Raw genomic sequence first — 22,145 nt, forward strand, 5'->3', positions numbered from 1 at the left:
CTCCCCCTGCGGTTTCAGCGGCTATAGGTCAGTGCCAGCGTGCTGCTGACGAAGGCGCGGCGCGCCACCAACGGGCTGTCGTCGGCGCGATCGACGTAGCGGGTGCCGGTCACGTTGAAGGTGCTGGCCCAGTGATCGCCGAGCGCATGCGTCCAGCCGGCACCGATGGCACCGGCATAGACGCCGGAGCCGGCGCGGAACGGCGCAAAGCGCGTGTTTGCGGCCTGTGCGTCGGTAACGCCGAAGTAGGCCTGGTTGAAGCGGCGGTCGCCGGCATGCACGTCCATGTCCAGCGTCACCGTGTCGCTGGCGGTGTGCAGCAACGTGAATTCCAATCCGGCGCGATAGCGATTGCGGCGTGCACTGTCCTTCAGGCTGAACTCTGCCTCCGCGTTTGCGCTCAGGTACGGCGTGATCTGTTGCATGACCAGGGTGCGTGCGGTGGTGGAGCCGGGCACGTCGCCCATGCCGGCCAACAGCCGCGAACCCGGTCGCCAGCTGCTGTCGCGCTGCAGGCGGCCGAAGTCGTAATACAGCGACTGCGAAACGTAGAAGCCGGAATCGCTCTGGTATTGCAAGCCGGCACCGCGGCTGGCGTCGAAGAACAGTACCCCGCGCTGTACCACCAGCACCGGGTTGGGAAGCACACGGGCGCGCTCGGCGCCGGCGTAGCGCGGTGCGGCGACGGCCGCGGCGCCGACAGTGATGTCGGTGTGGTCGCCGAGCAGGCGGGACTGCCCGGACGCATCGGTTTGCGCGGCGGCCACGCAGGGCAAGGCCAGGCTGGCCAGCAGCAGGGAGGGACGGATCAGACGGCGGGAGCGGGAAATGGTCATCGGAAGCACTCGTTGGGGGAATCAGGACTGGGTCGGCAGGGAGACGCCGTAGAACGACTGGAACAAGGCGATCCGGCCGTACACGCGCTGGCGTGCGCTGGTCAGGTAATCCAGCTGGGACTGGGTGGCGCGCAGGCGCTCGCTCAGCAAGGTCGTGCGGTCTTCCAGGCCGGCATCGACGCGTTGTTGCAGGCGTTGCACCCGCAGGCGTTCGCGCTCGGCCTGCGCACGCGCACGCGGCTCGGCTACGCAGGCGGTGGCGTGGGCGTCAAGCGCATCGGCCACTTCGCGGAAGGCGGCTTCGATGGTTTGCTCGTAGGCGGCGACGTCGGCGCGCTTGCGCAGCTGCGCCAGTTCCAGGTTGGCGCGATTGCGGCCGCCATCGAACAGCGGCAGTTCGAGCTTGGGCATGAAGCTCCACATGCCATGGCCGGCGGTGAACAGCCCGCTGAGGCCGTCGCTGGCGGTGCCGAAGCTGCTGCTCAAGGTGATCGACGGGAAGAAGGCCGCGCGCGCAGCGCCGATGTCGGCGTTGGCGGCGCGCAGCTCCGATTCGGCCTGCTGCACGTCGGGCCGCTGCAGCAGCAGCGACGAGTCCAGGTTGCGCCAGGCGCTGCTCGGGCGATCGGCGCTGGCCAGCGCATCCAGTGAACCGGCCACCGGCGCGCTGTCGTAACCGGCCAGCACGTGCAGCGCGCGCAGCGCAGCGGCGTGGTCGGCATCGCCCTGCAGGGCGGCGACGTGCGCCTGGTCGGCCTGGCGGCGCTGGGCATCCAACTGGTCGCGGGAGATCAGCCCGACCTGCAACTGGCGCTCGGCGATCGCCAGCAAGGCGGCGCTGTCGGCGTCGAGCGTCTGCAACTGCTGCTGCGCCTGCGCGGTGGTGCGTTCGCTGGTGTAGGCCCGCAGCACCTCGGCAATCAGCGCGCCGCGCGCGGCCTGGCGTCCGTAGTCGCTGGCCAGGTAGCGCTCACGTGCCGCCTCGGACAAGGCCTGCAGCTTGCCGAAGAAGTCCAGTTCGAAGTTGCCGATGCCGGCATTGGCGACGACCAGGTCCTGCTGGTAGCGCTGGTCCAGCGCCGGATTGTCGAAGCGCTGCCGCAGTTGCTGGGCGCCCAGGCCGAGCGTCGGCAACTGGCCGGCGCGTTCGATCCGGTACTGCGCACGGGCCTGCTCCACCTGCAGCGCCGCCCGGCGGAAGTCGGCGTTGTGGGCCAGCGCGCGCTCCAGCAAGGGGCGCAGATCGCGATCCGGGGCAAAGGCCTGCACGAACGCCTGCTCCTGCGTCGTCAGCGTGGCCACGGCCGAAGCGCCGCCTTCATCGGCCGGAGCTGCGGCCGCAGCGCTGGAAGCGCCGAAACTGGCAGGGACGGAGGTTGTGGGTCGCTGGTAGGTCGGGGTCATCGAGCAGCCGGCCAGTGCCGCCAACACCAGCAGCGCCAATGGAGCGGGCTGTCGCAGGAAACGTGGTACTGCAAACTGTGGAATCATGATGTCGGGATGCCTGAGCCAATCTCGACCGACATCCTCGACCGGCAACGTCAAGGGCGTTTTCGGGAATTTTCAAGATTCGATCAAGACCACGGGTAGCGACACGCCATGACGGGCAAGAAGGTTCTGTTGGTGGAGGACGATGCGGACAGCGCCAGCATCCTGGAGGCCTACCTGCGTCGGGATGGCTTCGAGGTGGCGGTGGCCGGCGATGGCGAGCGGGCGATCCAGCTGCACCAGCAATGGGCGCCGGAGCTGGTGCTGCTGGACGTGATGCTGCCCAAGCGCAGCGGCATCGAGGTGCTGTCGGCGATCCGACGGGCGGGCGATACCCCAGTGATCATGGTGACGGCGATCGGCGACGAGCCGGAAAAGCTCGGCGCGCTGCGCTATGGCGCCGACGACTACGTGGTCAAGCCTTACAGCCCCAAAGAGGTGGTGGCGCGTGTGCATGCGGTGCTCCGCCGCAGCGTGCCCAGCCGCGGCTCCCAGGAGCCACTGCGCCACGGCCGTTTGCTGGTGGACCTTGGCGCAGTCGTGGCCAGCGTCGAGGATGGCCACGGCCAGGCGATCGCGCTCGATCTGACCCCGACCGAATTCAACCTGCTGGCCACCTTGCTGCGCACGCCGTTCAAGGCCTTCACCCGCAGCGAGTTGCTCGAAGCCTGCCTGCCCGACAGCGATGCGCTCGAGCGCGTGGTCGATGCGCATATCCACAACCTGCGCCGCAAGCTGGAGGCGCACGGCATCGTCGGCGTGCTGGTGACCGTGCGCGCGGTCGGTTACCGGTTCCAATGAGCGGGCAGCGCCCGGGCTGGAAACAGGCGCCGCTCTGGCGATGGGTCGGCGTGCGCATGAGCGCCTTGGCCGTGGGCACCGTGCTGGTCATCGCCTTCGGCATGTGGTGTTACTTCCACCTGCGCGATCACCTGGCGCTGGAGCGCTTGCCGCCGGCAGCGCGGGTGGAGATCGAGCACCTGCGCGAACACCCGGCCGGTAACGAGGCGCGGTTGTGGGAATTACTGCAGCGCTATGCCGACCTAAATACCTTCCTGCCGGGGCTGGCCAATCCCGACTGGTGGATGCTGATGGCCATGGTGGCAGTGGCGGTGCCGGTCATCCTGCTCTGCGGCCTGCTCGCCTCGCGCCCGCTCTCGCGCCAGTTCACCCAGGTAGCGCACGCGGCGCGCCGGGTCAGCGATGGCGACTTCGGTGCACGGGCGCAGGTGGTCGCCGGCGCACCGGACGAGTTGACCGGGCTGGCCGAAGACTTCAATGCCATGAGCGGCAAGCTGCAGCGCTATGAGCGCGAACTGCGCGAGTCCAGCGCGATGCTGGCACACGAGTTGCGCACCCCGCTCAATGCCGCAATGGGGCGGGTGCAGGGCATGCTGGACGACGTGTTTCCCTGCGAGCCGGCCCAACTGCGGCTGGTGCATCGGCAACTGGAGCAGATCAATCGCTTGGTTGGCGACCTGCACCTGGTTTCGCTCGCACGCGCCGGCCAATTGGTGCTGGACACTGACAGCGTCGACCTGCGCGGGCTGATCGACGAACGCCTGGAGTGGGCCGGGCCTGGGCTGCAGGAGGCGCAGATGACGGTACAGATATCGCTGCAGGCGGGGTTGGACCTGCGCGCCGACCGCGACCGGCTGGGACAGGTGTTGTCGATCCTGATCGACAACGCGCTGCGCTATGCCAGTGCCGGCCGCGCCCTGGACATTGCTGCGCGGCGCGACGGCGCGATGGTGCTGGTCACGGTGGCCGATCGCGGCCCCGGGGTGGAACCGGCACAGCTGTCGCAGCTGCTCGACCGCTTCTGGCGGGCGGACAGCTCGCGGGCGCGTCACTCCGGTGGCAGCGGCCTGGGGCTGGCGATCGCGTCGGCGATTTGCCAGGCCCACGATGGCGAGCTGCGCTTCGTCAATCGCGACGGCGGCGGCCTGCAGGCCTGCGTGCGGATTCCGGCGGCGCGCTGAGCGACCGCCGCGGCGATCAACGGCCCTGCAGGGTCGGCACCGCGTCCGCCCCATGCGCATGCCGGCGCATGATCCAGTTGAACAGCGGCGTGGCCATCAAGGTGGACAGGATCGCCATCAGCACCAGCACCGAGAACAGGCCCTGCTCGATCACCCCGGCCTGCAGGCCGATATTGATGATGATCAGTTCCATCAGGCCGCGGGCATTCATCAGCGCGCCGATCGCCATCGCATCGCGGTTGTTCTCGCCGGTTGCACGCGCCGCCGCCCAGCAAGCCACGCCCTTGCCGATGAACGAGGCCGCCAGCACCACCACGCCCGCCAGCAGGATCTGCGGCTGCAACAATACGCTGAGCTGAGTCTTCAACCCGGAGAAGGTGAAAAACATCGGCAACAGCAGCACTACCACGAACGGCTGCATCATCGCGCGCAGCTTTTCGGTCAGCGGCCCCTTGGGCAGGCAGGCGCCCAGCAGGAAGCCACCGAACACCGCATGGATGCCGATCGCATCCATCGCCCAGGCACTGAGGCAGAACAGCGCCAGCACCACCGCCAGCATGCCGGTGCCCAGCGGCTGGTCGGGGACCACGTGGTCGGCCAATCGCCGCAGCCAGTGGCGGCCGACGCACATCATGAACACCGCATAGCCCACGCCGCCGCCGATGGCCAGGTAAGCACTGCCCCAACTGCCGCCGAAACTGGCCAGCACCACCGCCAGGATGCACCATGCCGCGGCATCGTCGAAGGCCCCGGCCGTCAGCGCCAGCGTTCCCAGCGGGCTATTGGTCAGGCCACGCTCGTGGATGATGCGTGCCAGCATCGGGAAGGCGGTGATGGCGATCGCCGCGCCGAGGAACAGCGAGGCTTCCAGCAGCTGCGCCTTGTCCGAAAACAAGCCGTCGATCCGGATCAGCCACGGGCACAGCGCGAAGGCCAAGGCGAACGGCACTGCGATGCCGGCCAGCGACACGCTCATCGCGCTGCCGAAGCGCGCACGGAAGTGGTCGCCACGGAAGTCGGTGCCGACCAGGAACATGTACAGACCGACGCCGAACTGCGCGAACACGTACAGCACATCCAGCGTCTGCTTGGGAAACAGCGCGGCCTGCACGCCCGGCAGCAGCAGACCGAACAAGGACGGCCCCAGCATCACGCCAGCGATCATCTCGCCCACCACCTGCGGCTGCCCGAGGCGCTTGGCCAACAGACCGACCACGCGACAGACCAGCAGGATCACCGCCGCCTGCAGAAAGAAATACACCGACATCTGCGGAGTGCTCATGAGCGCTGCGCCATCCCTGAAGAAGTGCGCGGATCATAGCCGGCCCTGCCATCGGGTGATACCGGGAGTCCGGTCGAGACCGTCTCGCGCATCGGGCCCATCAGCGCAACGCAGTTGCCGCGCGACACGATCCGGCGCTGCGCTGCGCCAGGTCGTGCCGCTAGCAACTGGCCGCTCAGCCAGCAGCGGCATTCGCGGCGACCGGGGTAAGCACCAGGTCCTGGAAATCGAAGCTGAAATCGGTCAGCGGCGACACCGCCTGCATGCGGATCTCGCGGATGTTGCCGTCCGGATCGAGTGCGACGTTGACGAAGGCATCGGCATTGAGCGAACGGTCGTCCCAGCGCACGATGAAGGTGTCGTGCTGCCAATGCTCCAGCGTGCCCACCAGCTGCGCGGTCTTGTCGAATTGCATGCGCAGGCGCTTGCCGTCCTGCAGGATGCGCACATCGCCATACCACGAATCGCGATAGGTGCCGGCATAGCGCGACAGCGGCAGCGACGGGCGCGAGCGTGCATCGCGCGCCTGCTGATGCTTGCTCCAGCTGGTGTCGGCCTCCTGATCGGCCTTGGCCACCGCCTTGGCGTAGGCCGCCGTCCAGTCGACCGCCGGCACCTGCAGGAAGGCATCGAGCACCTGCAGGGTCACCGCATTGAAGGCCGCGCCGACCTCCTGGTTGGTCAATACCACCACGCCCAGTTTCTGGTCGGGCACCAGGGTCAGCCGCGACACCATGCCGGGCCAGCCGCCGGTGTGCCACACCAGCCGATGGCCGCGGTAGTCGCTCAGGCTCCAGCCTTCGCCGTAGCCGGCGAAATTGGGCTTGGCTGCCGCCAGCTCGGGCACCGAAGGGTCGGCGATGGCGATCGGCGTGATCATCGACCACATCTCGCGCTGGCGCTGGGCGCTGAACAACGGTTTGCCATCAGGCAACAGCCCGCCAGCCAATTGCACCTGCATCCACAGCGCCATGTCGTGGGCGCTGGAGTAGATACCGCCGGCACCGGAGTTATTGGACCAGGTCAATGGCGCCACGGTGCGCAGCTCGCGGAAATCGTACTTGGCATGCCCCACCGCCGGCGCGTCGCCAGGCTGTAGATGGTCGGCGTTGAAGCGGGTCCCGCGCATGCCGACCGGGGCGAAGATGCGTTGCTGCAAGAAATCGGCATAGGACTGCCCGGAGACCTGCTCGATCACCTTCTGCGCCACCGCGTAAAGGATGTTGTCGTAGGCATAGCGGTCACGGAAGCCGCCCTTCAGCGGTACCTTGGCCAGCCGCTGCACCACTTCATCGGTGCTGTAGCTGGTGGTCGGCCAGAACAGCAGATCGCCAGCGCCCAGGCTCAGACCGCTGCGGTGGGCCAGCAGGTCGCGCACGCGCATCTCGCCGCTGACGTAGGGATCGGACATACGGAACCACGGCAGATGGTCGATGACCTTGTCGTCGAGCGAGAGCTTGCCCTCGTCGGCCAGGATCGACAGCGAGGCCGCGGTGAAGGCCTTGGTATTGGAGGCAATCGCAAACAGCGTGTCGGCCTGCACTGGCGCCGGCTTGCCGATTTCGCGCACGCCATAGCCGCGCTCCAGCACCACCTGCCCGTCCTTGACGATCGCCACCGCGATCCCGGGCACGTCGAACTGCTTCCGCACACGCTCGACCTGCGCATCGAACTGCTGCATGCCCGCCGGCAGCTCGGCCGCCGTCGTCGCACCGCTGCCCATCGTCATCGCCAGTGCCATCAGTCCGCTCCCCACCCACATCGTCATCTTCATTCCGCTGGACTCCTGCAATCAACGTGGTATGCCGGTACCGTCTGTCGACGGCAGCGGCTGCGGGCTGACCAGCACGCCGTTGTCGTCCGCATACAGCCAATGCCCAGGCACGAAGGCGACGCCGGCGAAATTGACCGGCACCTCCATCTCGCCGAGATCGCGCCGGTCGGTGCGGCGCGGACAGGCCGCCAGCGCCAGCACGCCCAGCGGCAAGCCGGCCAGCAGTTCCACATCGCGAATGCAGCCGTGGATCAGCACCCCGGACCAGCCATTGGCCACCGCCTGTGCGGCCAGTTGATCGCCCAACAAGGCATGCCGCAACGAGCCCTGGCCGTCGACCACCAACACCCTGCCTGCACCTGGCGTGGCCAGCAACTCGCGCACCCGCGAGTTGTCCTCCACGCAGCGCACCGTGGCGATCGGCCCACAAAATACCCTGGACCCGCCGAACTGGCGGAACAGCGGCTCGACGATTGCGACCTCAGGATGGAGATCGCACAGATCGGGGGTGGTCCAGGACATGACAACGACTCCGGTGAGAGTGACCGATGGGCGATCGTAGCCCGATCACCCGCCCCAGCGCATGCCTGCCGATGCCACGCCGCTGCACTGCTGCCCAACGGCGCCGGGCAGCGCCACGACGCCGTTTGCACGCGGCACTCACTCCGGCCACCGCCTGGCTATGCTGCGCTAGCGACGGCGCTCCCTGCGGCGTCTGCCCGCCACGCCCATTCCCACCAAGAGGCCGCAATGCGCACGTTGTTCGATTCCGCTGCCGCACCCCTGCAAGGCATCCACGTCGGCATTGGCGGCTGGGTCTATGCGCCCTGGCGCGGCGGCATGTTCTACCCGGAGGGGCTGGTTCAACGGCGCGAGTTGGAATACGCCAGCCGCCAGCTCACCGCTATCGAGATCAACGGCACGTACTACGGCGCGCAGAAACCGGCGACCTATGCCAAATGGCGCGACGAGGTTCCGCCCGGGTTCGTGTTCTCGGCCAAAGCGCCACGACGGATCACCCAGTCGCGGCAGCTGGCAGCCACCGGCCATCAGGTCGAGGACTTCATCGGCGGCATCGCCGAACTGGGCGAGCGGCTGGGACCGCTGGTGTGGCAGTTCGAACAAGGCCACCACCTGCAATTGGACGAGCTGGATGCCTTCCTCAGTCTGCTCCCCAGGCAAGTGGGCGGGCGCCCGTCGCGGCACGTACTGGAGATCCGCGACCCGGCCGTGGTGGATGCGGCACTGGTGGCGCTGGTACGCCGACATGGCGTGGCCACGGTCTACACCGATTCGGACACCCATCCATCCTTCGCCGATCTGTCCGCCGAGTTCGTCTATGCGCGGCTGATGCGCAGCCAGGCACGCCTGCATGCCGGCTACTCAGCCCCCGCGTTGACCGACTGGGCCGGGCGCATCCATGCCTGGCGACGTGGCGAGGATCCGACAGACCTGCCGCATGCAGCGCCAGAGGCGGCCGCACCGCACGCGCCACGCGAGGTCTTCGTGTTCTTCATCAGCGCCGCAAAGGAACGCAATCCAGCTGCGGCGATGGCGTTGTTGCAAGTCCTGCAGGCACGCTGATGCGCGATCGCAGGACGGCATGCCGTGCGCGTCCGCGATGATCCAACTCGCCACCGCATCGCGATCGCTGCGGCTGTGAGTCGTGACGCTGCCACCGCGCATCGACGCTGTTACGCAGGCAACCCAAGCAATGCGATCACTGCCGGTTCAAGCGCTGCCAGACCGGCGCTACGACCGACCGCCAGCGCCTCGCTGGGCGTTTGGCCACGATTGAAGGCCTGGTCCAACGCCACCAGGGCGCCGACCCGATTGGCGCTGGCGCAATGGACCAGCACATCGCCATCGCGACGTGCGCGATCCAAGGCCTGGCCGAACTGGCGCACGCGTTCGCGCTCCAGATCGGCGGCACTGGCAATCGGCAGGCGCAGGTAGGCCACGCCAAGCCGCTGCAAGACTGCGACTTCATCGGCATCGTCTTGCTCGCGCGGCGTGCGCAGATTGATCACCGTTCTTACGCCCGCAGCTGCCAACGCTGCCAGTTGTGTCGTCGTCGGTTGCCCAGCGGCATAGCAACCCTCGGAAAATCGAAGCCATTCGGTCATGGCACGTCTCGCGTCAGTGAAGTGGATGCGGCATCACGCGCCGCCGACGTGCAGCAGGGTGCGGTACAGCATGTAGACGGCGGTGGCGAAGATCACCGCCGCCAGCACCAGGTTCAAGCGCCCCTGGCGAAGGGCCAGGCCCTGGGCCAGACCGGTTCCCAATCGGCTGCCGAACGCACCGCCGCCGATGAACACTGCAGCCAGCGTCCAGGCGACCATTCCCGAACTGGTGTAGCTCAGCGCGGTGGTCAGGCCAAAGGCGGCGACCACCACCAACGAGGAGCCGACCGCATACAACGTGGGCATTCCGGTGGAGGCGATCAAGCCAGGCACGACCAGGAAGCCGCCGCCGATGCCGAAGAATCCCGATAACAGACCGGCGGCCGCGCCAGCCCCCATCACCTTCGGCGCGAGCGGACGGCTGAGCATCACCGCAGGATCGCCGGCATGGTTGCGGGCGCGGAACATCAGTGCGGCCACGACCATCATCAGCAGCGCGAACAACATCAGCAGCCGCTGACCGTCCATGGCCTTGCCCAGCAAAGCGCCGACCCAGGCCGCCACCACACCGGCCCCGGCAAACGCCATGGCACACGGCCATTTGACATTGCCTGCGCGCGCATGCGCGCGCAGGCCGATCAGCGCATTGACCGCGACCGCAAACGCGCTGGTACCGATCGCCACATGCGGATCGTGCACCCCGACGAGGTAGACCAACAACGGGATGGCCAGAATCGAGCCACCACCGCCCAGCAAACCGAGCGTCAATCCGACCAGACTTCCAGCCAGGGCGCCCAGCGCCAATTGCAAACCGCTCATTGCGACACTCCCGAATCACCGCAGTAGATGGCGTACAAGGTTTCGAGCACCTTGGCAGCCGGCCCGGCCGCCAGCGAGTAGTGAATCGTCTGCGCTTGACGACGCGTATGCACCAAATCCATGTCCCGCAGCACCGCCAGGTGTTGCGACAGCGCCGAAGGACTGAGCCCGGTGATCGGCTGCAGTTCGCCGACCGTGCGTTCGCTCTCGACCAGTTGGCACAACACCAGCAACCGGGCCGGATGCGCCAGCGCCTTCAGCAATGCGGCGGCGTCGGCCGCATGCCGCGCCATGGCCTCCGGGGAGGCCGGCTTGCCGGCCCGCTTCCTTGAACCGGTCATGCGATTGCCCGCGCAGAAGATTGCATGAGACTTGACCTTTTGTTTAGATGGTCCTAATTTAGAATAACCTAAGTAAAAGATCAAGCCATGAATCCCAATGTCGCCAGCTTTCACGACCCAGCGACCTCCACGTTCAGCCACGTGGTCTACGGCCATGTCGGCGGCCATGCCGCGGTGATCGACCCGGTATTGGACTACGATCGGGCCAGTGGAGGCCTGTCGACCGATTCCGCCGATCGTCTGCTGGCGTTCGTGCACGAGCATCGGTTGACCGTGCAATGGATCCTGGAAACGCATGCGCACGCCGATCACCTCACTGCCGCGGGCTATCTCAAGCAGCGCACGGGTGCGAAGGTCGCAATCGGACGCGGCATCCTGGCAGTCCGCGCGCGCTTCGGCCCTCCCGATGGATGGCTGCCACAGGCCGCAGACGACGACCATCCGTTCGATCGCCTGTTCGTCGACGGCGACCGCTTTGCCATCGGCACGCTGGACGCCCAGGTGATCGCCACACCCGGTCACACCGAAGACAGCCTGACCTATCTGATCGGCGATGCCGCATTCGTTGGCGACACGGTCTTCTCTCCCGCGTCCGGCACGGCACGCAGCGATTTCCCCGGCGGCGATGCGCACGCACTTTACCGATCGATTCGCCGGCTGCTCGCGCTTCCCGCGCAGACCCGCCTGTTCCTCTGCCACGACTATCCGCCGACAGGTCTGTCTGCATCGTTCGAGAGCACACCGCTGGCCCAGGCCAATGAAAACATCCATTTGCTCGCGGCACAGGACGAGGCAAGCTTCGTCGAGCTGCGCAAGCGGCGCGACGCGAAACTGGCCTTGCCCGCACTGATCGGTCCAGCGCTACGCATGAATCTGCAGGCCGGCCGCTGGCCGCCAAGCGAAAGCGACATCCCCGCCATCGGCGGACGCATCGACACGACGGGGGCGCCATGAATGCCTGGCTGGCCTCGACCAGCGGCGGCGTGCTGATCGGCCTCTCGGCAACGCTGCTGCTACTGAACAATGGGCGCGTGGCCGGTGTCAGCGGCATCGTCAATGGCGCAATGACTGCGCAACGGCATGATCTGGCATGGCGCCTGGCGTTCCTGCTTGGAATGATCTCGGTCGCTGGCGTCGCCATGACGCTGATCGCCGATGCGCCACTCCCTCGCCAAGGTTTCCCGCCGGCGGCGTTGGTGCTGTCCGGCCTTCTGGTCGGCATCGGGACGCGCATGGGCAATGGCTGCACCAGTGGTCACGGCGTGTGTGGGCTTGGACGCCGCTCGCCGCGCTCGCTGGCGGCGGTCGTCACCTTTCTGGTCACCGCCATGATCACCAGCTTCCTCGTCCGCCACGTCTGGAACATCGCATGAAGAAGCAACTCCTCGGTGGCCTGATCGCTGGAGCGCTGTTCGGGTTGGGCCTGGCGCTGTCGGGCATGGTGGATCCGCGACGGGTACTCGCATTTCTGGACGTAGCCGGCGCCTTCGATCCTGGCCTGCTGTTCACCCTGGCGGGCGCGGTCACCACCACGCTGGCGCTATTTCCGCTGGTGCTGCGCCGTTCGCGCCCATTGGCTGCGTCCAGCTTCTGCCTGCCGGCGCCGGCGCCGATCGATCGGCGCTTGCTGGGTGGCGCCGTCCTGTTCGGTATCGGATGGGGATACGCCGGCTATTGCCCCGGACCTGCGCTGGCCGGCCTGGGTGTCGGCTCGCTGGAGGCGGCGTGGTTCGTGCCGGCCATGCTGGCGGGCACCCTGCTGCATCGCGTGCTCGAGCGGAACTGGCGTCGCGGCTGATCGCGTCACGTGGCAGACGCCGGTAACGCGCTCCTCGATTGGCGTGGCGTTTCGCTGCAGTCGTGAGGACCGACGAAATGGGACGCGCGAGCGTCGCGCAGCAGCGAGGAGTGCGCGACAATAGGCCATGCCCACGAACGACCTGCGCAAGGCGCAACTGCAAATCCACTTCTGCGTGCTGCTGTGGGGTATCACCGCCATCCTCGGCAAGCTGATCACCCTGCCTGCGCTGCCGCTGGTGTGGTGGCGCATGTTGATCGTGGTGGCGGCGCTGGCCGTGCTGCCACGCGTGTGGCGCGGACTGCGCCAACTTTCCTGGCAGGTCGTCATGGCCTATTGCGGCATCGGCGCGTTGGTGGCGCTGCATTGGCTCACCTTCTATGGTGCGATCAAGCTGGCCAACGCCTCGGTCGCGGCCACCTGCATTGCGCTGGCGCCGGTGTTCACCGCGGTGATCGAGCCCTGGGTCACCGGCCGGCCGTTCCGGCCGCGCGAGCTGCTGTTCGGCCTGGCGGTCCTGCCAGGCGTCGCGCTGGTGGTTGGCGGCGTTCCCGATGGCATGCGTGCCGGGGTGGTGGTTGGCGCGGTGTCGGCGCTGCTGGTGGCGGGGTTCGGCTCGCTCAACAAGCGCATGGTGGTGCACGCCGATCCGCTCACCGTCACCGCACTGGAACTCGGTGCCGGCACCCTCACCCTGACCTTGCTGGCGCCGGCATTGCCGCTGCTGCTGCCCGCCCTGCACGGCAGCCTGCTGGTGATTCCCGGCCTGCACGATGGGCTGTTGCTGCTGGTGCTGGCACTGGCCTGCACCTTGTTGCCGTTTGCGCTGGCGCTGGTGGCCCTGCGCCATCTGAGCGCCTATGCCGTGCAACTGGTCACCAACCTGGAGCCGGTCTACGCCATCGTGCTCGCCATCGTATTGCTGGGCGAACAACGCGAACTCACCGGCATGTTCTACCTGGGCGTGGCAATCATTCTCGGCGCGGTGTTCCTGCATCCGATGCTCGAGCGCCGCCACCGCGTGGCGCATCCGGAACTGTTGGGCACCGCCGAGGCCAAGACCATCGTCGACTGACGCACCCCATGGCCTGCGCGGATGCGTCCTTCTCGACAAGCGGGCGGCGACGGATGGCGCCTCGAGACCAGAGCATGTACCAGGCGCACGAGGCGTCCTATGCCGCTGACACCACCTGATCGCGACCATTGCGCTTGGCCGCGTACAGCGCCTGGTCGGCGCGCTTGATGACCGACTCGACGCTCTCGTCCGGATGCAACACCGCCACCCCGATGCTCACCGTCACCGGCAACGCCAGCCCCATTGCCGCCACGCTCTGGCGCAGATACTCGCATTGCAACTGCGCCTGCCGCAGATCCAGATGCGGCAGCAGCAGCACGAACTCCTCACCGCCGTAGCGGGCAATGCTGCCGGCGCCGGCGACATGCGTACGCAGCAAGCTCGCCAACTCACGCAGCACCGCATCGCCCTGGTCGTGCCCATGCACGTCGTTGACGGTCTTGAAGTGGTCGATGTCCAACAGCGCCACCGACAACGGCTGGTCGGCAGCGCGGGTCTGCTCGATCGCAGTGGACAGCGCGGCGGCAAACGCGCGCCGGTTGGGCAGCCCGGTCAACGGATCGGTACGGGTCTGCTCGACCAGTTCGGCATGGGTGGCCTCCATGGTCGCGTAGTACTGCGCCAGCTGTTGCTCGTACCAATCTCGCTCGCGCAGGTGTTGCCGCAAGCGGATGCCCGCCGCGCGCAATTCCAGCAGTTGCGCAGCCTGCCGCGACAAGGCCTGCAGGGCCTGCCGCTGGTCCTCGCGCAGCTGCGCCGGCGAGGTGTCGAACACGCACAGCGATCCCAGCGCCATGCCATCGCTGGTCACCAGCGGCGCACCCGCGTAGAAGCGCACCGCAGGACTGCCCGTGGCCATGGGATTGTCATGGAAGCGCGCATCCAGCCAGGTGTCGGCGACCATCAGCACCTGGTCCGGTTGCAGGATGGCATGCGCGCAGAACGAGATGTCGCGTGGCGCCTCGCTGCGCGGAGCGCCATGGGCTGCCTTGAACCACTGGCGGTGCTCGTCCACCAGCACCACCGCGGCCATCTGCGTCTCGCACAGGGTGGAGGCGACCATGGTGAGGTCGTCGAAGGCCGGTTCCGCAGGCGAATCCAGCACCGCGTAGTGACGCAACGCGAGCAGCCGTTCGGCCTCGTTCGCCGGCAATGGCGGTTTGATCACCGGTGTGACCCATACAGAAGGTTATCGCGCGAAGTATGCCGCAGGCGGGCTCGAGCGACCATTGCCGCGAGTACCCGCCCGCGACCTCCTACCAGTCGGTCCGCTCGGGGAGCAGCGCGCGCAGCTCTGGATCGGTGAGGTTGCGCCATTGCCCCGGCTTGAGCGCCCCCAGCTTGATGTCGTCGATGCGCACGCGTCGCAGCTGGGTGACCCGATAGCCGAACGCGGCGGCCATCAGGCGAATCTGCCGATTCAAACCCTGCTCGAGCACGATGCGGAAGCCGAACTTGGCGATGCGCGCGGTACGGCACGGCAAGGTCGTCTGATCGTGGATGCGCACCCCACGCGCCATGCCACGCAGGAATTCCTCGGTCACCGGCTTGTTGACCGCCACCAGATACTCCTTCTGGTGACGATTCTCCGCGCGCAGGATGGCGTTGACGATGTCGCCATTGCTGGTCATCAGGATCAGGCCTTCCGAATCCTTGTCCAGCCGGCCGACCGGAAAGATGCGCTGCTCATGGCCGACGAAATCGACGATGTTGCCCTTGACCGAACTTTCGGTGGTGCAGGTCACGCCCACTGGCTTGTTCAAGGCGATGTACACATGCCGCCGCGCGCCAGGCCGGCTGGCCACCCGCGTGCGCAGCGGCTGGCCGTCCACCAGCACGACATCGCCCTCGCCCACCACCGCGCCAGTGCCCGCCGGGACGCCATTGACGGTGACGCGGCGCTCGCCGATCAGGCGGTCGGCCTCGCGTCGCGAGCAGAAGCCGGTCTCGGCAATGTGTTTGTTCAGTCGGGTGGTCATCGCGCCATTATCGGCGATTGCGCGCCGCTGCGCTCATCCATGCACGAGCGCCGGCGGCGCGGCCGGCTGCAACAACTCGCCCAAGGGACAAGGACGATGCAGGCCGTAGCCCTGCACCTGCCCGACCCCGGCCTCGCGCAGGCTGGGGATATCCGCCTCCGACTCGACGCCTTCGGCCACCACCTCGATACCCAGCGCCAGACCCACCTGCGCGATCGAATGCACAGTCGCGCGGTCGACGGCGTCGTGGGCGTAGTTGCGGACGAAGCCGCAATCGATCTTCAGCACATCCACGGTGAATTGCTTGAGGTAACCGAACGAGGCCAAGCCGCTACCGAAGTCGTCCAAGGCCACATGGCATCCGCGTGCACGCACGCTCTGCACGAAGCGCTGCGCATGCTCCAGATCGCCGATCACCGCGGTCTCGGTGATTTCCAGGCAGAGTTTCGGCACCAGCATCGGATAGCGCTCGAACAGCTGGAAGACGAAGTCCAGGAAATCCGGCTGGGTAATCGATTGCGCCGACAGATTGACGTGACACATGTCCAGCGTGGCCAGATGCGCAGGCGTGGCAGCCAACTGCGCGCACAGCGTCTGCAGCACATGCGAATCGACCATCCTGCCAAGACCGTAGCGCTCGACCGCGGGCAGAAACTCGCCCGGACTCAACACGCGCCCATCGTGCGCACGCATGCGCACCAACACTTCATATTGCAAGCGGGTCGGGTCGCTGAGCACCTGGATCTTCTGCGCATACAACGGCAACCGATCTTCGGCGATGGCCTGCTGCACGGCGCTGATCCAGCCGCCATCGTGGCGTCGCCGCGCCAGTGCCAGATCGCTCTCATCCATGCAGCGGATGCGATTGCGCCCCTCTTCCTTGGCCGCATGGCAGGCCAGATCGGCAGCGGTCATCAACAGATTGACGTCGCTGGCGCCCTGACGGATTTCCACCGCGCCGAAACTGCAGCTAGGCGTCAGCGGTCGCCCGCCCTGATGGTTCCACGGCTGACCGAGCACGTCGTGCATGCGCTTGAGCAGACCATGCGCCTGCGCCAGGTCGGCGTCACGCAACAGGATGGCGAATTCGTCGCCGCCCAGCCGCCCCAGCCAATCGCCCGGGCGCAACTGCATGGTGATGACGTCGGCGAAATGACAGAGGAAGCGGTCGCCATCGGCATGCCCGAAGGTGTCGTTGACCAGCTTGAAGTGGTCCAGATCGACGAAGCACAGCACATGGCACAGCTGCGGCGACTGCGGCGGTTCGATCAGCGCCGCCAGCCGGCGCTCGATTTCGCGCCGATTGATCAGACCGGTGAGGGCGTCGTGGCGCGCATGGTAGGCAACTTCGTCGGCCAGGGCGTGGGCGTGCGAGACATCCTCGATCACCGCCAGCACCAGGCTGGGCTCGCGCGGCGCCGGCTCCACCAAGGAGGCATTCCAGCGCGCCCACAACACGCTGCCGTCGGCGCGCAGCAGGCGCAATTCCTCGGCCTGCAGCACACGCGGCCAGTCGATCATGCCGCGACTGTCCAGCACCACCTCGTCCGGATGCAGCAGCCCGGTCAGCGTGCAGGTATGCAGCTCGTCAGGACGGTAACGCAGCAGATTGGCCAGCGACAGGTTGACGTCCAGCACGCGCCCGCCCAGATCGAACTTCACCATGCCGAGCGCGGCTTGCTGAAAGGCGGTACGGAAGCGCCCTTCGTGCGCCATCAGGTAGTCGCGGGTCCGCCGGATCGCCACCGCGCAGGTCGCCAGCACCAGCAAGAGGGTCAGCACGCTGCAGGCGACCATCACGTGGTGCAGCAGGCGCGCGCAGCGGCCCAGCAGCACCAGGAATTGCGCCGCATCGTCCTGCAGGCGCGCATCGACCTCTGCCAATTGCCCGCGCAATGCCTGCAAGGTCCGGGCATCCGGGCGTGCGGCGGCCTGGGCCGAGGCAGCACGGTCGGCCAGCGCGCTCAGCGCCAGCACATCGGCATCGGTGCGCTTCCACAGGCCGATCGCCGGCTCCAGGTAGGGCAGCCGGCGGCCGAACCGGTACAGGCGCACCATCGCGGCGATGTCCTCGCGCGCATTGCCGCCCGCCAACAGGCCGCCCACCACCGCGGCGCGATCGATCGGCACACGCTCCACCGCCAGCCGCGCCGAACGGTCGCCCAGCGGGACATCCAGGGCATGACAGGCCGCCTGCAGATGCGCCGGATCGGCGCTATCCAGGTAACGCTCCAGCCAGTACACCGCCTCCCGCTGGGCCTTGGTCCAATGGCTCTCGGCGATGATCCAGCCGGTGGCACCGGATTGGGCCTCGATCACCAGTGCCGACACCGCGGTCATGGCCACTGCCAGGCCGATCAGCATCGCCAACGGCAGCGTCATCCAGCCGCGTCCCCAGGACGGGGAGCGACCAGTCGCCATGCTTCGCCTTGCCTGTGCCATCGCTCATCCCGCCCGCGGCCATCCAGTGGTGTCGAGCGCCCCTAGGCGCCTGAAGCCAGTAGCGGCCGTTGCGGCGGACTCTGTATGCCACCGCCATGACGCGCTGGCGGGACACGGCTAGGCGGCGGCGATTTATTCGCCGCGCGGCGGACGCGGACCCTTGCGGTGCGGCGCGCCAGGGCGGTCGGTCGGTCGGTTGGGACGGCCGGCCGGCTTGGCGCCGCGGGCGAAGCGCGGCTTGAACGGCGCCGCGCCGGCGTCGCCCTCCTCGACCTTGCGCATCTGCAATTGCTGACCGGACACCCAGACCTTCTTGAGGTGCTGCAGCAGCTCGCGCGGCATGTCGGCCGGCAGGTCCAGCACCGAATAGTCGTCGTGGATATCGATCCGGCCGATATAACGGCTCTCCAGCCCGGCCTCATTGGCGATCGCGCCGACGATATTGGCGGGCTTGACCCCGTGGACGTGGCCAACTTCGATCCGGTAGGTTTCCATGCCGAACTCCGGCTCGCCGCGCGGCGCCGGCGCCTCGCGGCGCGGACGTTCGCGCTCGCCGCTGCCGGCGTCGCTGGCCGCGCGCTCGGCACGTGGCGGGCGGGCGCCACGTTCGGCGCGCGGGCGTTCGCTGCGCTCGGCGAACTCGCGCGGCGCGCGCTCTTCGCGCTGCGCACGCGCCGGCGGGGTCAGCAGCAACGGCGCATCGCCCTGCAGCAGCTTGGCCAGTGCCGCGGCGATGTCGATCGCCGGCACATTGTTGTCGGCCTCGAAGCGTTGCAGCAGCTCACGATAGAACTCGATCTCGCCCGCGGCCAGGGTCTCGCTGATGCGGCCCATGAAGCGCGCCACGCGGGTGTCGTTGACCGCATCCACGCTCGGCAGCTGCATTTCTTCGATCGGCTGGCGGGTAGCCCGCTCGATCGCCCGCAACATGCCCTTCTCGCGCGGGGTGACGAACAGGATCGCCTCACCGCTGCGGCCGGCACGGCCGGTGCGGCCGATCCGGTGCACATAGCTTTCGGTGTCGTACGGGATGTCGTAATTCAGCACATGGCTGATGCGCTCCACGTCCAGGCCGCGTGCGGCCACGTCGGTGGCGACCAGGATGTCCAGCTTGCCGTCCTTGAGCTGAGCGATGGTCTTCTCGCGCTGGGCCTGCGCCATGTCGCCATTGATCGCCGCCGCGGCCAGGCCGCGCGCCTGCAGTTTCTGCGCCAGCTCCTCGGTCCCCGCCTTGGTGCGGGCGAAGATGATCATGCCGTCGAACGGCTCCACTTCCAGGATGCGGGTCAGCGCATCGAGCTTGTGCAGCCCGCTCACCCACCAGTAGCGCTGGCGGATGTTGGCCGAGGTGGTGGTCTTGGCCGCAATGGTGACTTCGGCCGGATCCTTCAGGTAGGTCTGGGCGATGCGGCGGATGGCCGGCGGCATGGTCGCCGAGAACAGTGCCACCTGGCGCTGTTCGGGCAGCTTCTTCAGCACCGCCTCGACGTCGTCGATGAAGCCCATGCGCAGCATTTCATCGGCTTCGTCCAGTACCAGCGTCTTCAGCTGCGACAAGTCCAGGGTGCCGCGATCCAGATGGTCGATCACCCGCCCAGGGGTGCCCACCACCACATGCACGCCGCGCTTGAGCGCGCTGAGCTGCTGCACATAGGGCTGGCCACCATAGACCGGCAGCACGCGGAAACCCGGAATGGCCTCGGCATACTTCTGGAACGCCTCGGCGACCTGGATGGCCAGCTCGCGGGTCGGCGCCAACACCAGCGCCTGCGGCTTGACCTGCTGCAGATCGGCGTTGGACAACACCGGCAGCGCGAACGCCGCGGTCTTGCCGGTGCCGGTCTGCGCCTGGCCGAGGACGTCACGGCCCGCCAGCAGGGCCGGAATGGTGGCCGCCTGGATCGGCGACGGCGACTCGTAGCCAACATTGGCAACGGCCTTCATCACAGCGTCCGAGAGGCCGAGATCTGCAAACAGCAGCGGCGCGGAAGATTCTTGGGTCATGGGTAACTCCGGAGGCGCCGCACGGAGCCGGCAGGCGCAAAGCAGCTTATTGTGCGCCCGGACACCCCCCGCTGTCGAAAATTTCTTCGCATTCCGTTCAGCTGTAATGATCGGCCCTCTCCGCCGAATCACCTTGCCATGCTCCATCCCGCCATGAAGACCATGGCACGTGACCTGCCCACCCGTTTCGCTTCCCTGCCGGGGCACCGCGGCCTCGTGTTCACGATCGCCGCCAGCTGTCGCCGCAGCCGCGAGGGCGTTGCCGAACGCCTCCAGGAGCTCGTCTTGCAGCTGTGGCGGGCCGGTCCCGGCGCCGCCGTTCGCGGCCTGCGCCACCGCACCGCCCTGACCCTGGCGACCGGCGATCTGCGTGGCCGGAGCCGTCCAGATCGGACCCCGCTCGCAGTGGAGACGCGCGCCGATCGCCTGGCCGCCCCGCTCGCCCGCGATCCGGAGCACGAGCGACGGCATCCGATACCTGCAACGCCGCGGCCCCGGCCGGCTGGGGCGGACCGACCAGCGCCACGTCGGCGACGCGCTGGTTCGGACCGCAACCGCGCTGGAGGAAATCGCCCGCTTCCAACGCCAGTCGGCGGATAATCGCCGCCCTTCTTCAGCGCGAGCCCCCTATGCAGATCCTGGAATTCGACCTGGATGGCGAGTACATCGAACTCCACCAGTTGCTCAAACTGTGCGGCATTGCCGACAGCGGCGGCCAGGGCAAGGCCATCGTCGCCAGCGGCGCGGTGAGCGTCGACGGCGCGCAGGAGCTGCGCAAGACCGCCAAGATCCGTCCGGGCCAGGTGGTGCGGCTGGACGATGTGGAGATTCGGGTCATGGCGGGCGATTTTGGGGATTGAGTGCGGGACCCGGGACCCGGGACCCGGAAAAGCATTGCCCGTGGAGCTGATGTGCGGCGTTGTGGGAGGTGATGCCATCACGTGGCAACAGCGCAATTCCTGTGCAAGTACAAAGCGCTGCAACGCGCAGACGGTGCCGAAGGCGTTGCTGTAAAGCGAGCATAGGCAGGCCATCGCGCTTGGCTGTCCAGTTCGCGTTGTGCTTAGAGCGTGTCATGGACGTTGAGCCGAGTGCGAATCTCAACGTGCACAACACGCTCTAGACGCCGCGGCAGCGCAGCGACTTGCGCTGGATCGAGCGCGCCGGCTCACCCTCCCAGCAAGGCGCGCAGCAACTTGATGATGCCCCACAGCGATACCGCCCAGATGCCGGTGCGCAGATACGGGATACCCAACGCATAGGCAGGCACGTAGGCCACCCGCGCCCACAGATACAACTGCACGCCCAGCGCGGTGTCGGCGCTGCTGCGGCCGCTGACCGTCACCGCCAGCACCGCGGCGGCGAAGATCGGAAAGGTCTCGCGAAAATTATGGAAGGCGCGGTCCAGGCGAGCGGCCACGCCAGTCAGCGGCGCGGCCTCGCCATCGCGTGCGCTGGTATTCCATTTCGCACCGCGCTGGGCGGTCATGCTGGCCGATGCGGCGAACAGCTGCACCAGCCCCAGCACCATCGCACAACCCAGCATGCGCAATTCGATCGACAACTCCATCATGGTCATGGCTCCAGGGCGCGGGGGTCACTTGATCGACGCGCGCAGGCTGTAGCCCGCCAGGCGCCAGGTCTTGTCTTCGTCCAGACGGAACGACACCAGCTCACGTACCGGCTGCGGCGCCTTGGCGAAGCGGGTCGGAAAACTCACGTTGATGTACAACCCCTCAGGCACCTGCGCACCGGGGCCGTACTTGACCCGCGTGACCGCACCCTGCCCGCGTCCCACCACCGCGCCCAGACGCGCACGCTCGCCGCCGATCTGGCTGACGAAGGCATCGCGCGCCACCGCCTTCTTGGCCACGTTGGACGCGCCGTCCCACAGCGTCGCGGTCTGGTTGGCATCGACCATCTGCGCGACCCGCAACGCGGCCTGGATCATCTCGGTGTTCTGACGGGCGAACTGCGCCTGTTCGGCTTGCGTGTTGGGCGCCGTTGCAGCCGGACGCGCTGACGCAGGCGTGGCGGGACGCGCGGTGGCAGTCGGTTGTTGCGCAACCGCGAGCGCAGGCAGCAATACGAAGACGGCAGTCAGGGGACGACGAAACATGCGCAGCTCACCATTGCAGGATTGAAAGAAGACGTCCTTGGACAGGACGAACGAAGTGGCAGTCTAGAGCGGCACGCCAG

General features: G+C 67.4%; 22 protein-coding genes. 8 read left to right on the forward strand and 14 right to left on the reverse strand.

Annotated features, from left to right (window positions below; all coding sequences use genetic code 11):
• Positions 1 to 14: 14 nt before the first annotated feature.
• Entirely contained in the window at positions 15 to 836 is an 822-nt protein-coding gene (locus CKY51_RS04950) for a MipA/OmpV family protein (RefSeq protein WP_022973987.1), read from the reverse strand.
• Positions 837 to 857: 21 nt separating this feature from the next.
• Positions 858 to 2,327 carry an efflux transporter outer membrane subunit gene (locus CKY51_RS04955; RefSeq protein ID WP_022973988.1) on the reverse strand — a complete coding sequence of 490 codons (1,470 nt, stop codon included), beginning with the start codon at positions 2,325 to 2,327 and terminating at the stop codon, positions 858 to 860.
• Between the two features lie 108 nt (positions 2,328 to 2,435).
• On the opposite strand from CKY51_RS04955, the gene CKY51_RS04960 reads away from it, so the two are divergent.
• Positions 2,436 to 3,125 (forward strand): response regulator, encoded by a 690-nt coding sequence (locus CKY51_RS04960; RefSeq protein WP_022973989.1) that lies wholly within the window; start codon positions 2,436 to 2,438, stop codon positions 3,123 to 3,125.
• Entirely contained in the window at positions 3,122 to 4,306 is a 1,185-nt protein-coding gene (locus CKY51_RS04965; RefSeq protein ID WP_022973990.1) for a sensor histidine kinase, read from the forward strand. Before CKY51_RS04960 ends, CKY51_RS04965 begins: the two co-directional genes overlap by 4 nt.
• Before the next feature lie 16 nt (positions 4,307 to 4,322).
• On the opposite strand, the gene CKY51_RS04970 is transcribed toward CKY51_RS04965, so the two are convergent.
• From CKY51_RS04970 to rraA, 3 genes are all read right to left on the reverse strand, one after another.
• A complete protein-coding gene (locus CKY51_RS04970; RefSeq protein WP_022973991.1) occupies positions 4,323 to 5,588 on the reverse strand; it encodes a cation:proton antiporter in 1,266 nt (421 codons plus the stop codon).
• Positions 5,589 to 5,763: 175 nt separating this feature from the next.
• On the reverse strand, positions 5,764 to 7,356 hold the full coding sequence (locus tag CKY51_RS04975; RefSeq protein ID WP_052172302.1) for a serine hydrolase: 1,593 nt from the start codon (positions 7,354 to 7,356) through the stop codon (positions 5,764 to 5,766).
• Positions 7,357 to 7,380: 24 nt separating this feature from the next.
• Positions 7,381 to 7,884, reverse strand: a complete 504-nt coding sequence (gene rraA / locus CKY51_RS04980) for a ribonuclease E activity regulator RraA (protein ID WP_022973993.1) — start codon at positions 7,882 to 7,884, stop codon at positions 7,381 to 7,383.
• A gap of 228 nt (positions 7,885 to 8,112) precedes the next feature.
• Here rraA and CKY51_RS04985 point away from each other — a divergent pair, with 228 nt between their 5' ends.
• A complete protein-coding gene (locus CKY51_RS04985; protein WP_022973994.1) occupies positions 8,113 to 8,946 on the forward strand; it encodes a DUF72 domain-containing protein in 834 nt (277 codons plus the stop codon).
• A 110-nt stretch (positions 8,947 to 9,056) separates the two neighbouring features.
• On the opposite strand, the gene CKY51_RS04990 is transcribed toward CKY51_RS04985, so the two are convergent.
• From CKY51_RS04990 to CKY51_RS05000, 3 genes are read right to left on the reverse strand one after another with little or no spacing between them, the layout of a single operon-like run.
• Positions 9,057 to 9,488 carry a protein tyrosine phosphatase family protein gene (locus CKY51_RS04990; protein WP_022973995.1) on the reverse strand — a complete coding sequence of 144 codons (432 nt, stop codon included), beginning with the start codon at positions 9,486 to 9,488 and terminating at the stop codon, positions 9,057 to 9,059.
• A gap of 33 nt (positions 9,489 to 9,521) precedes the next feature.
• A complete protein-coding gene (locus tag CKY51_RS04995; protein WP_022973996.1) occupies positions 9,522 to 10,307 on the reverse strand; it encodes a sulfite exporter TauE/SafE family protein in 786 nt (261 codons plus the stop codon).
• On the reverse strand, positions 10,304 to 10,648 hold the full coding sequence (locus CKY51_RS05000) for an ArsR/SmtB family transcription factor (protein ID WP_022973997.1): 345 nt from the start codon (positions 10,646 to 10,648) through the stop codon (positions 10,304 to 10,306). The genes CKY51_RS04995 and CKY51_RS05000 overlap by 4 nt, the downstream gene beginning before the upstream one ends.
• A gap of 87 nt (positions 10,649 to 10,735) precedes the next feature.
• Between CKY51_RS05000 and CKY51_RS05005 the strand changes: the two genes are divergently transcribed.
• The 4 genes from CKY51_RS05005 to CKY51_RS05020 all read left to right on the forward strand — a co-directional run bounded on the left by CKY51_RS05005 (position 10,736) and on the right by CKY51_RS05020 (position 13,521).
• Complete coding sequence (locus tag CKY51_RS05005) at positions 10,736 to 11,602, forward strand: MBL fold metallo-hydrolase (protein ID WP_022973998.1); 867 nt, start codon at positions 10,736 to 10,738, stop codon at positions 11,600 to 11,602.
• Positions 11,599 to 12,021 (forward strand): YeeE/YedE family protein, encoded by a 423-nt coding sequence (locus CKY51_RS05010; protein WP_022973999.1) that lies wholly within the window; start codon positions 11,599 to 11,601, stop codon positions 12,019 to 12,021. Before CKY51_RS05005 ends, CKY51_RS05010 begins: the two co-directional genes overlap by 4 nt.
• Positions 12,018 to 12,446, forward strand: coding sequence for a DUF6691 family protein (locus CKY51_RS05015; RefSeq protein ID WP_022974000.1), 429 nt, complete (start codon positions 12,018 to 12,020; stop codon positions 12,444 to 12,446). Before CKY51_RS05010 ends, CKY51_RS05015 begins: the two co-directional genes overlap by 4 nt.
• Before the next feature lie 127 nt (positions 12,447 to 12,573).
• Entirely contained in the window at positions 12,574 to 13,521 is a 948-nt protein-coding gene (locus CKY51_RS05020; protein WP_022974001.1) for a DMT family transporter, read from the forward strand.
• 97 nt (positions 13,522 to 13,618) lie between these two features.
• Here CKY51_RS05020 and CKY51_RS05025 read toward each other — a convergent pair whose 3' ends face one another.
• The 4 genes from CKY51_RS05025 to CKY51_RS05040 all read right to left on the reverse strand — a co-directional run bounded on the left by CKY51_RS05025 (position 13,619) and on the right by CKY51_RS05040 (position 19,946).
• Positions 13,619 to 14,689 carry a GGDEF domain-containing protein gene (locus CKY51_RS05025; protein ID WP_022974002.1) on the reverse strand — a complete coding sequence of 357 codons (1,071 nt, stop codon included), beginning with the start codon at positions 14,687 to 14,689 and terminating at the stop codon, positions 13,619 to 13,621.
• A gap of 88 nt (positions 14,690 to 14,777) precedes the next feature.
• Positions 14,778 to 15,500: a pseudouridine synthase gene (locus CKY51_RS05030; protein WP_022974003.1), complete on the reverse strand. Its 723-nt coding sequence runs from the start codon at positions 15,498 to 15,500 to the stop codon at positions 14,778 to 14,780.
• A gap of 33 nt (positions 15,501 to 15,533) precedes the next feature.
• Complete coding sequence (locus CKY51_RS05035; protein WP_152248959.1) at positions 15,534 to 17,942, reverse strand: putative bifunctional diguanylate cyclase/phosphodiesterase; 2,409 nt, start codon at positions 17,940 to 17,942, stop codon at positions 15,534 to 15,536.
• A gap of 132 nt (positions 17,943 to 18,074) precedes the next feature.
• Positions 18,075 to 19,946 carry a DEAD/DEAH box helicase gene (locus CKY51_RS05040; RefSeq protein ID WP_152248960.1) on the reverse strand — a complete coding sequence of 624 codons (1,872 nt, stop codon included), beginning with the start codon at positions 19,944 to 19,946 and terminating at the stop codon, positions 18,075 to 18,077.
• Between the two features lie 629 nt (positions 19,947 to 20,575).
• Here CKY51_RS05040 and CKY51_RS05045 point away from each other — a divergent pair.
• Positions 20,576 to 20,806 carry an RNA-binding S4 domain-containing protein gene (locus CKY51_RS05045; RefSeq protein ID WP_022974044.1) on the forward strand — a complete coding sequence of 77 codons (231 nt, stop codon included), beginning with the start codon at positions 20,576 to 20,578 and terminating at the stop codon, positions 20,804 to 20,806.
• 308 nt (positions 20,807 to 21,114) lie between these two features.
• Here CKY51_RS05045 and CKY51_RS05050 read toward each other — a convergent pair whose 3' ends face one another.
• Both CKY51_RS05050 and CKY51_RS05055 read right to left on the reverse strand, forming a co-directional pair.
• Positions 21,115 to 21,516 (reverse strand): MAPEG family protein, encoded by a 402-nt coding sequence (locus tag CKY51_RS05050; protein WP_031340668.1) that lies wholly within the window; start codon positions 21,514 to 21,516, stop codon positions 21,115 to 21,117.
• Between the two features lie 27 nt (positions 21,517 to 21,543).
• Positions 21,544 to 22,065, reverse strand: a complete 522-nt coding sequence (locus CKY51_RS05055) for a DUF4019 domain-containing protein (protein ID WP_022974046.1) — start codon at positions 22,063 to 22,065, stop codon at positions 21,544 to 21,546.
• Positions 22,066 to 22,145: the final 80 nt, after the last annotated feature.

It is taken from the genome of Xanthomonas maliensis (assembly GCF_009192945.1).
In the GTDB taxonomy this organism is placed as follows: Bacteria; Pseudomonadota; Gammaproteobacteria; order Xanthomonadales; family Xanthomonadaceae; genus Xanthomonas; species Xanthomonas maliensis.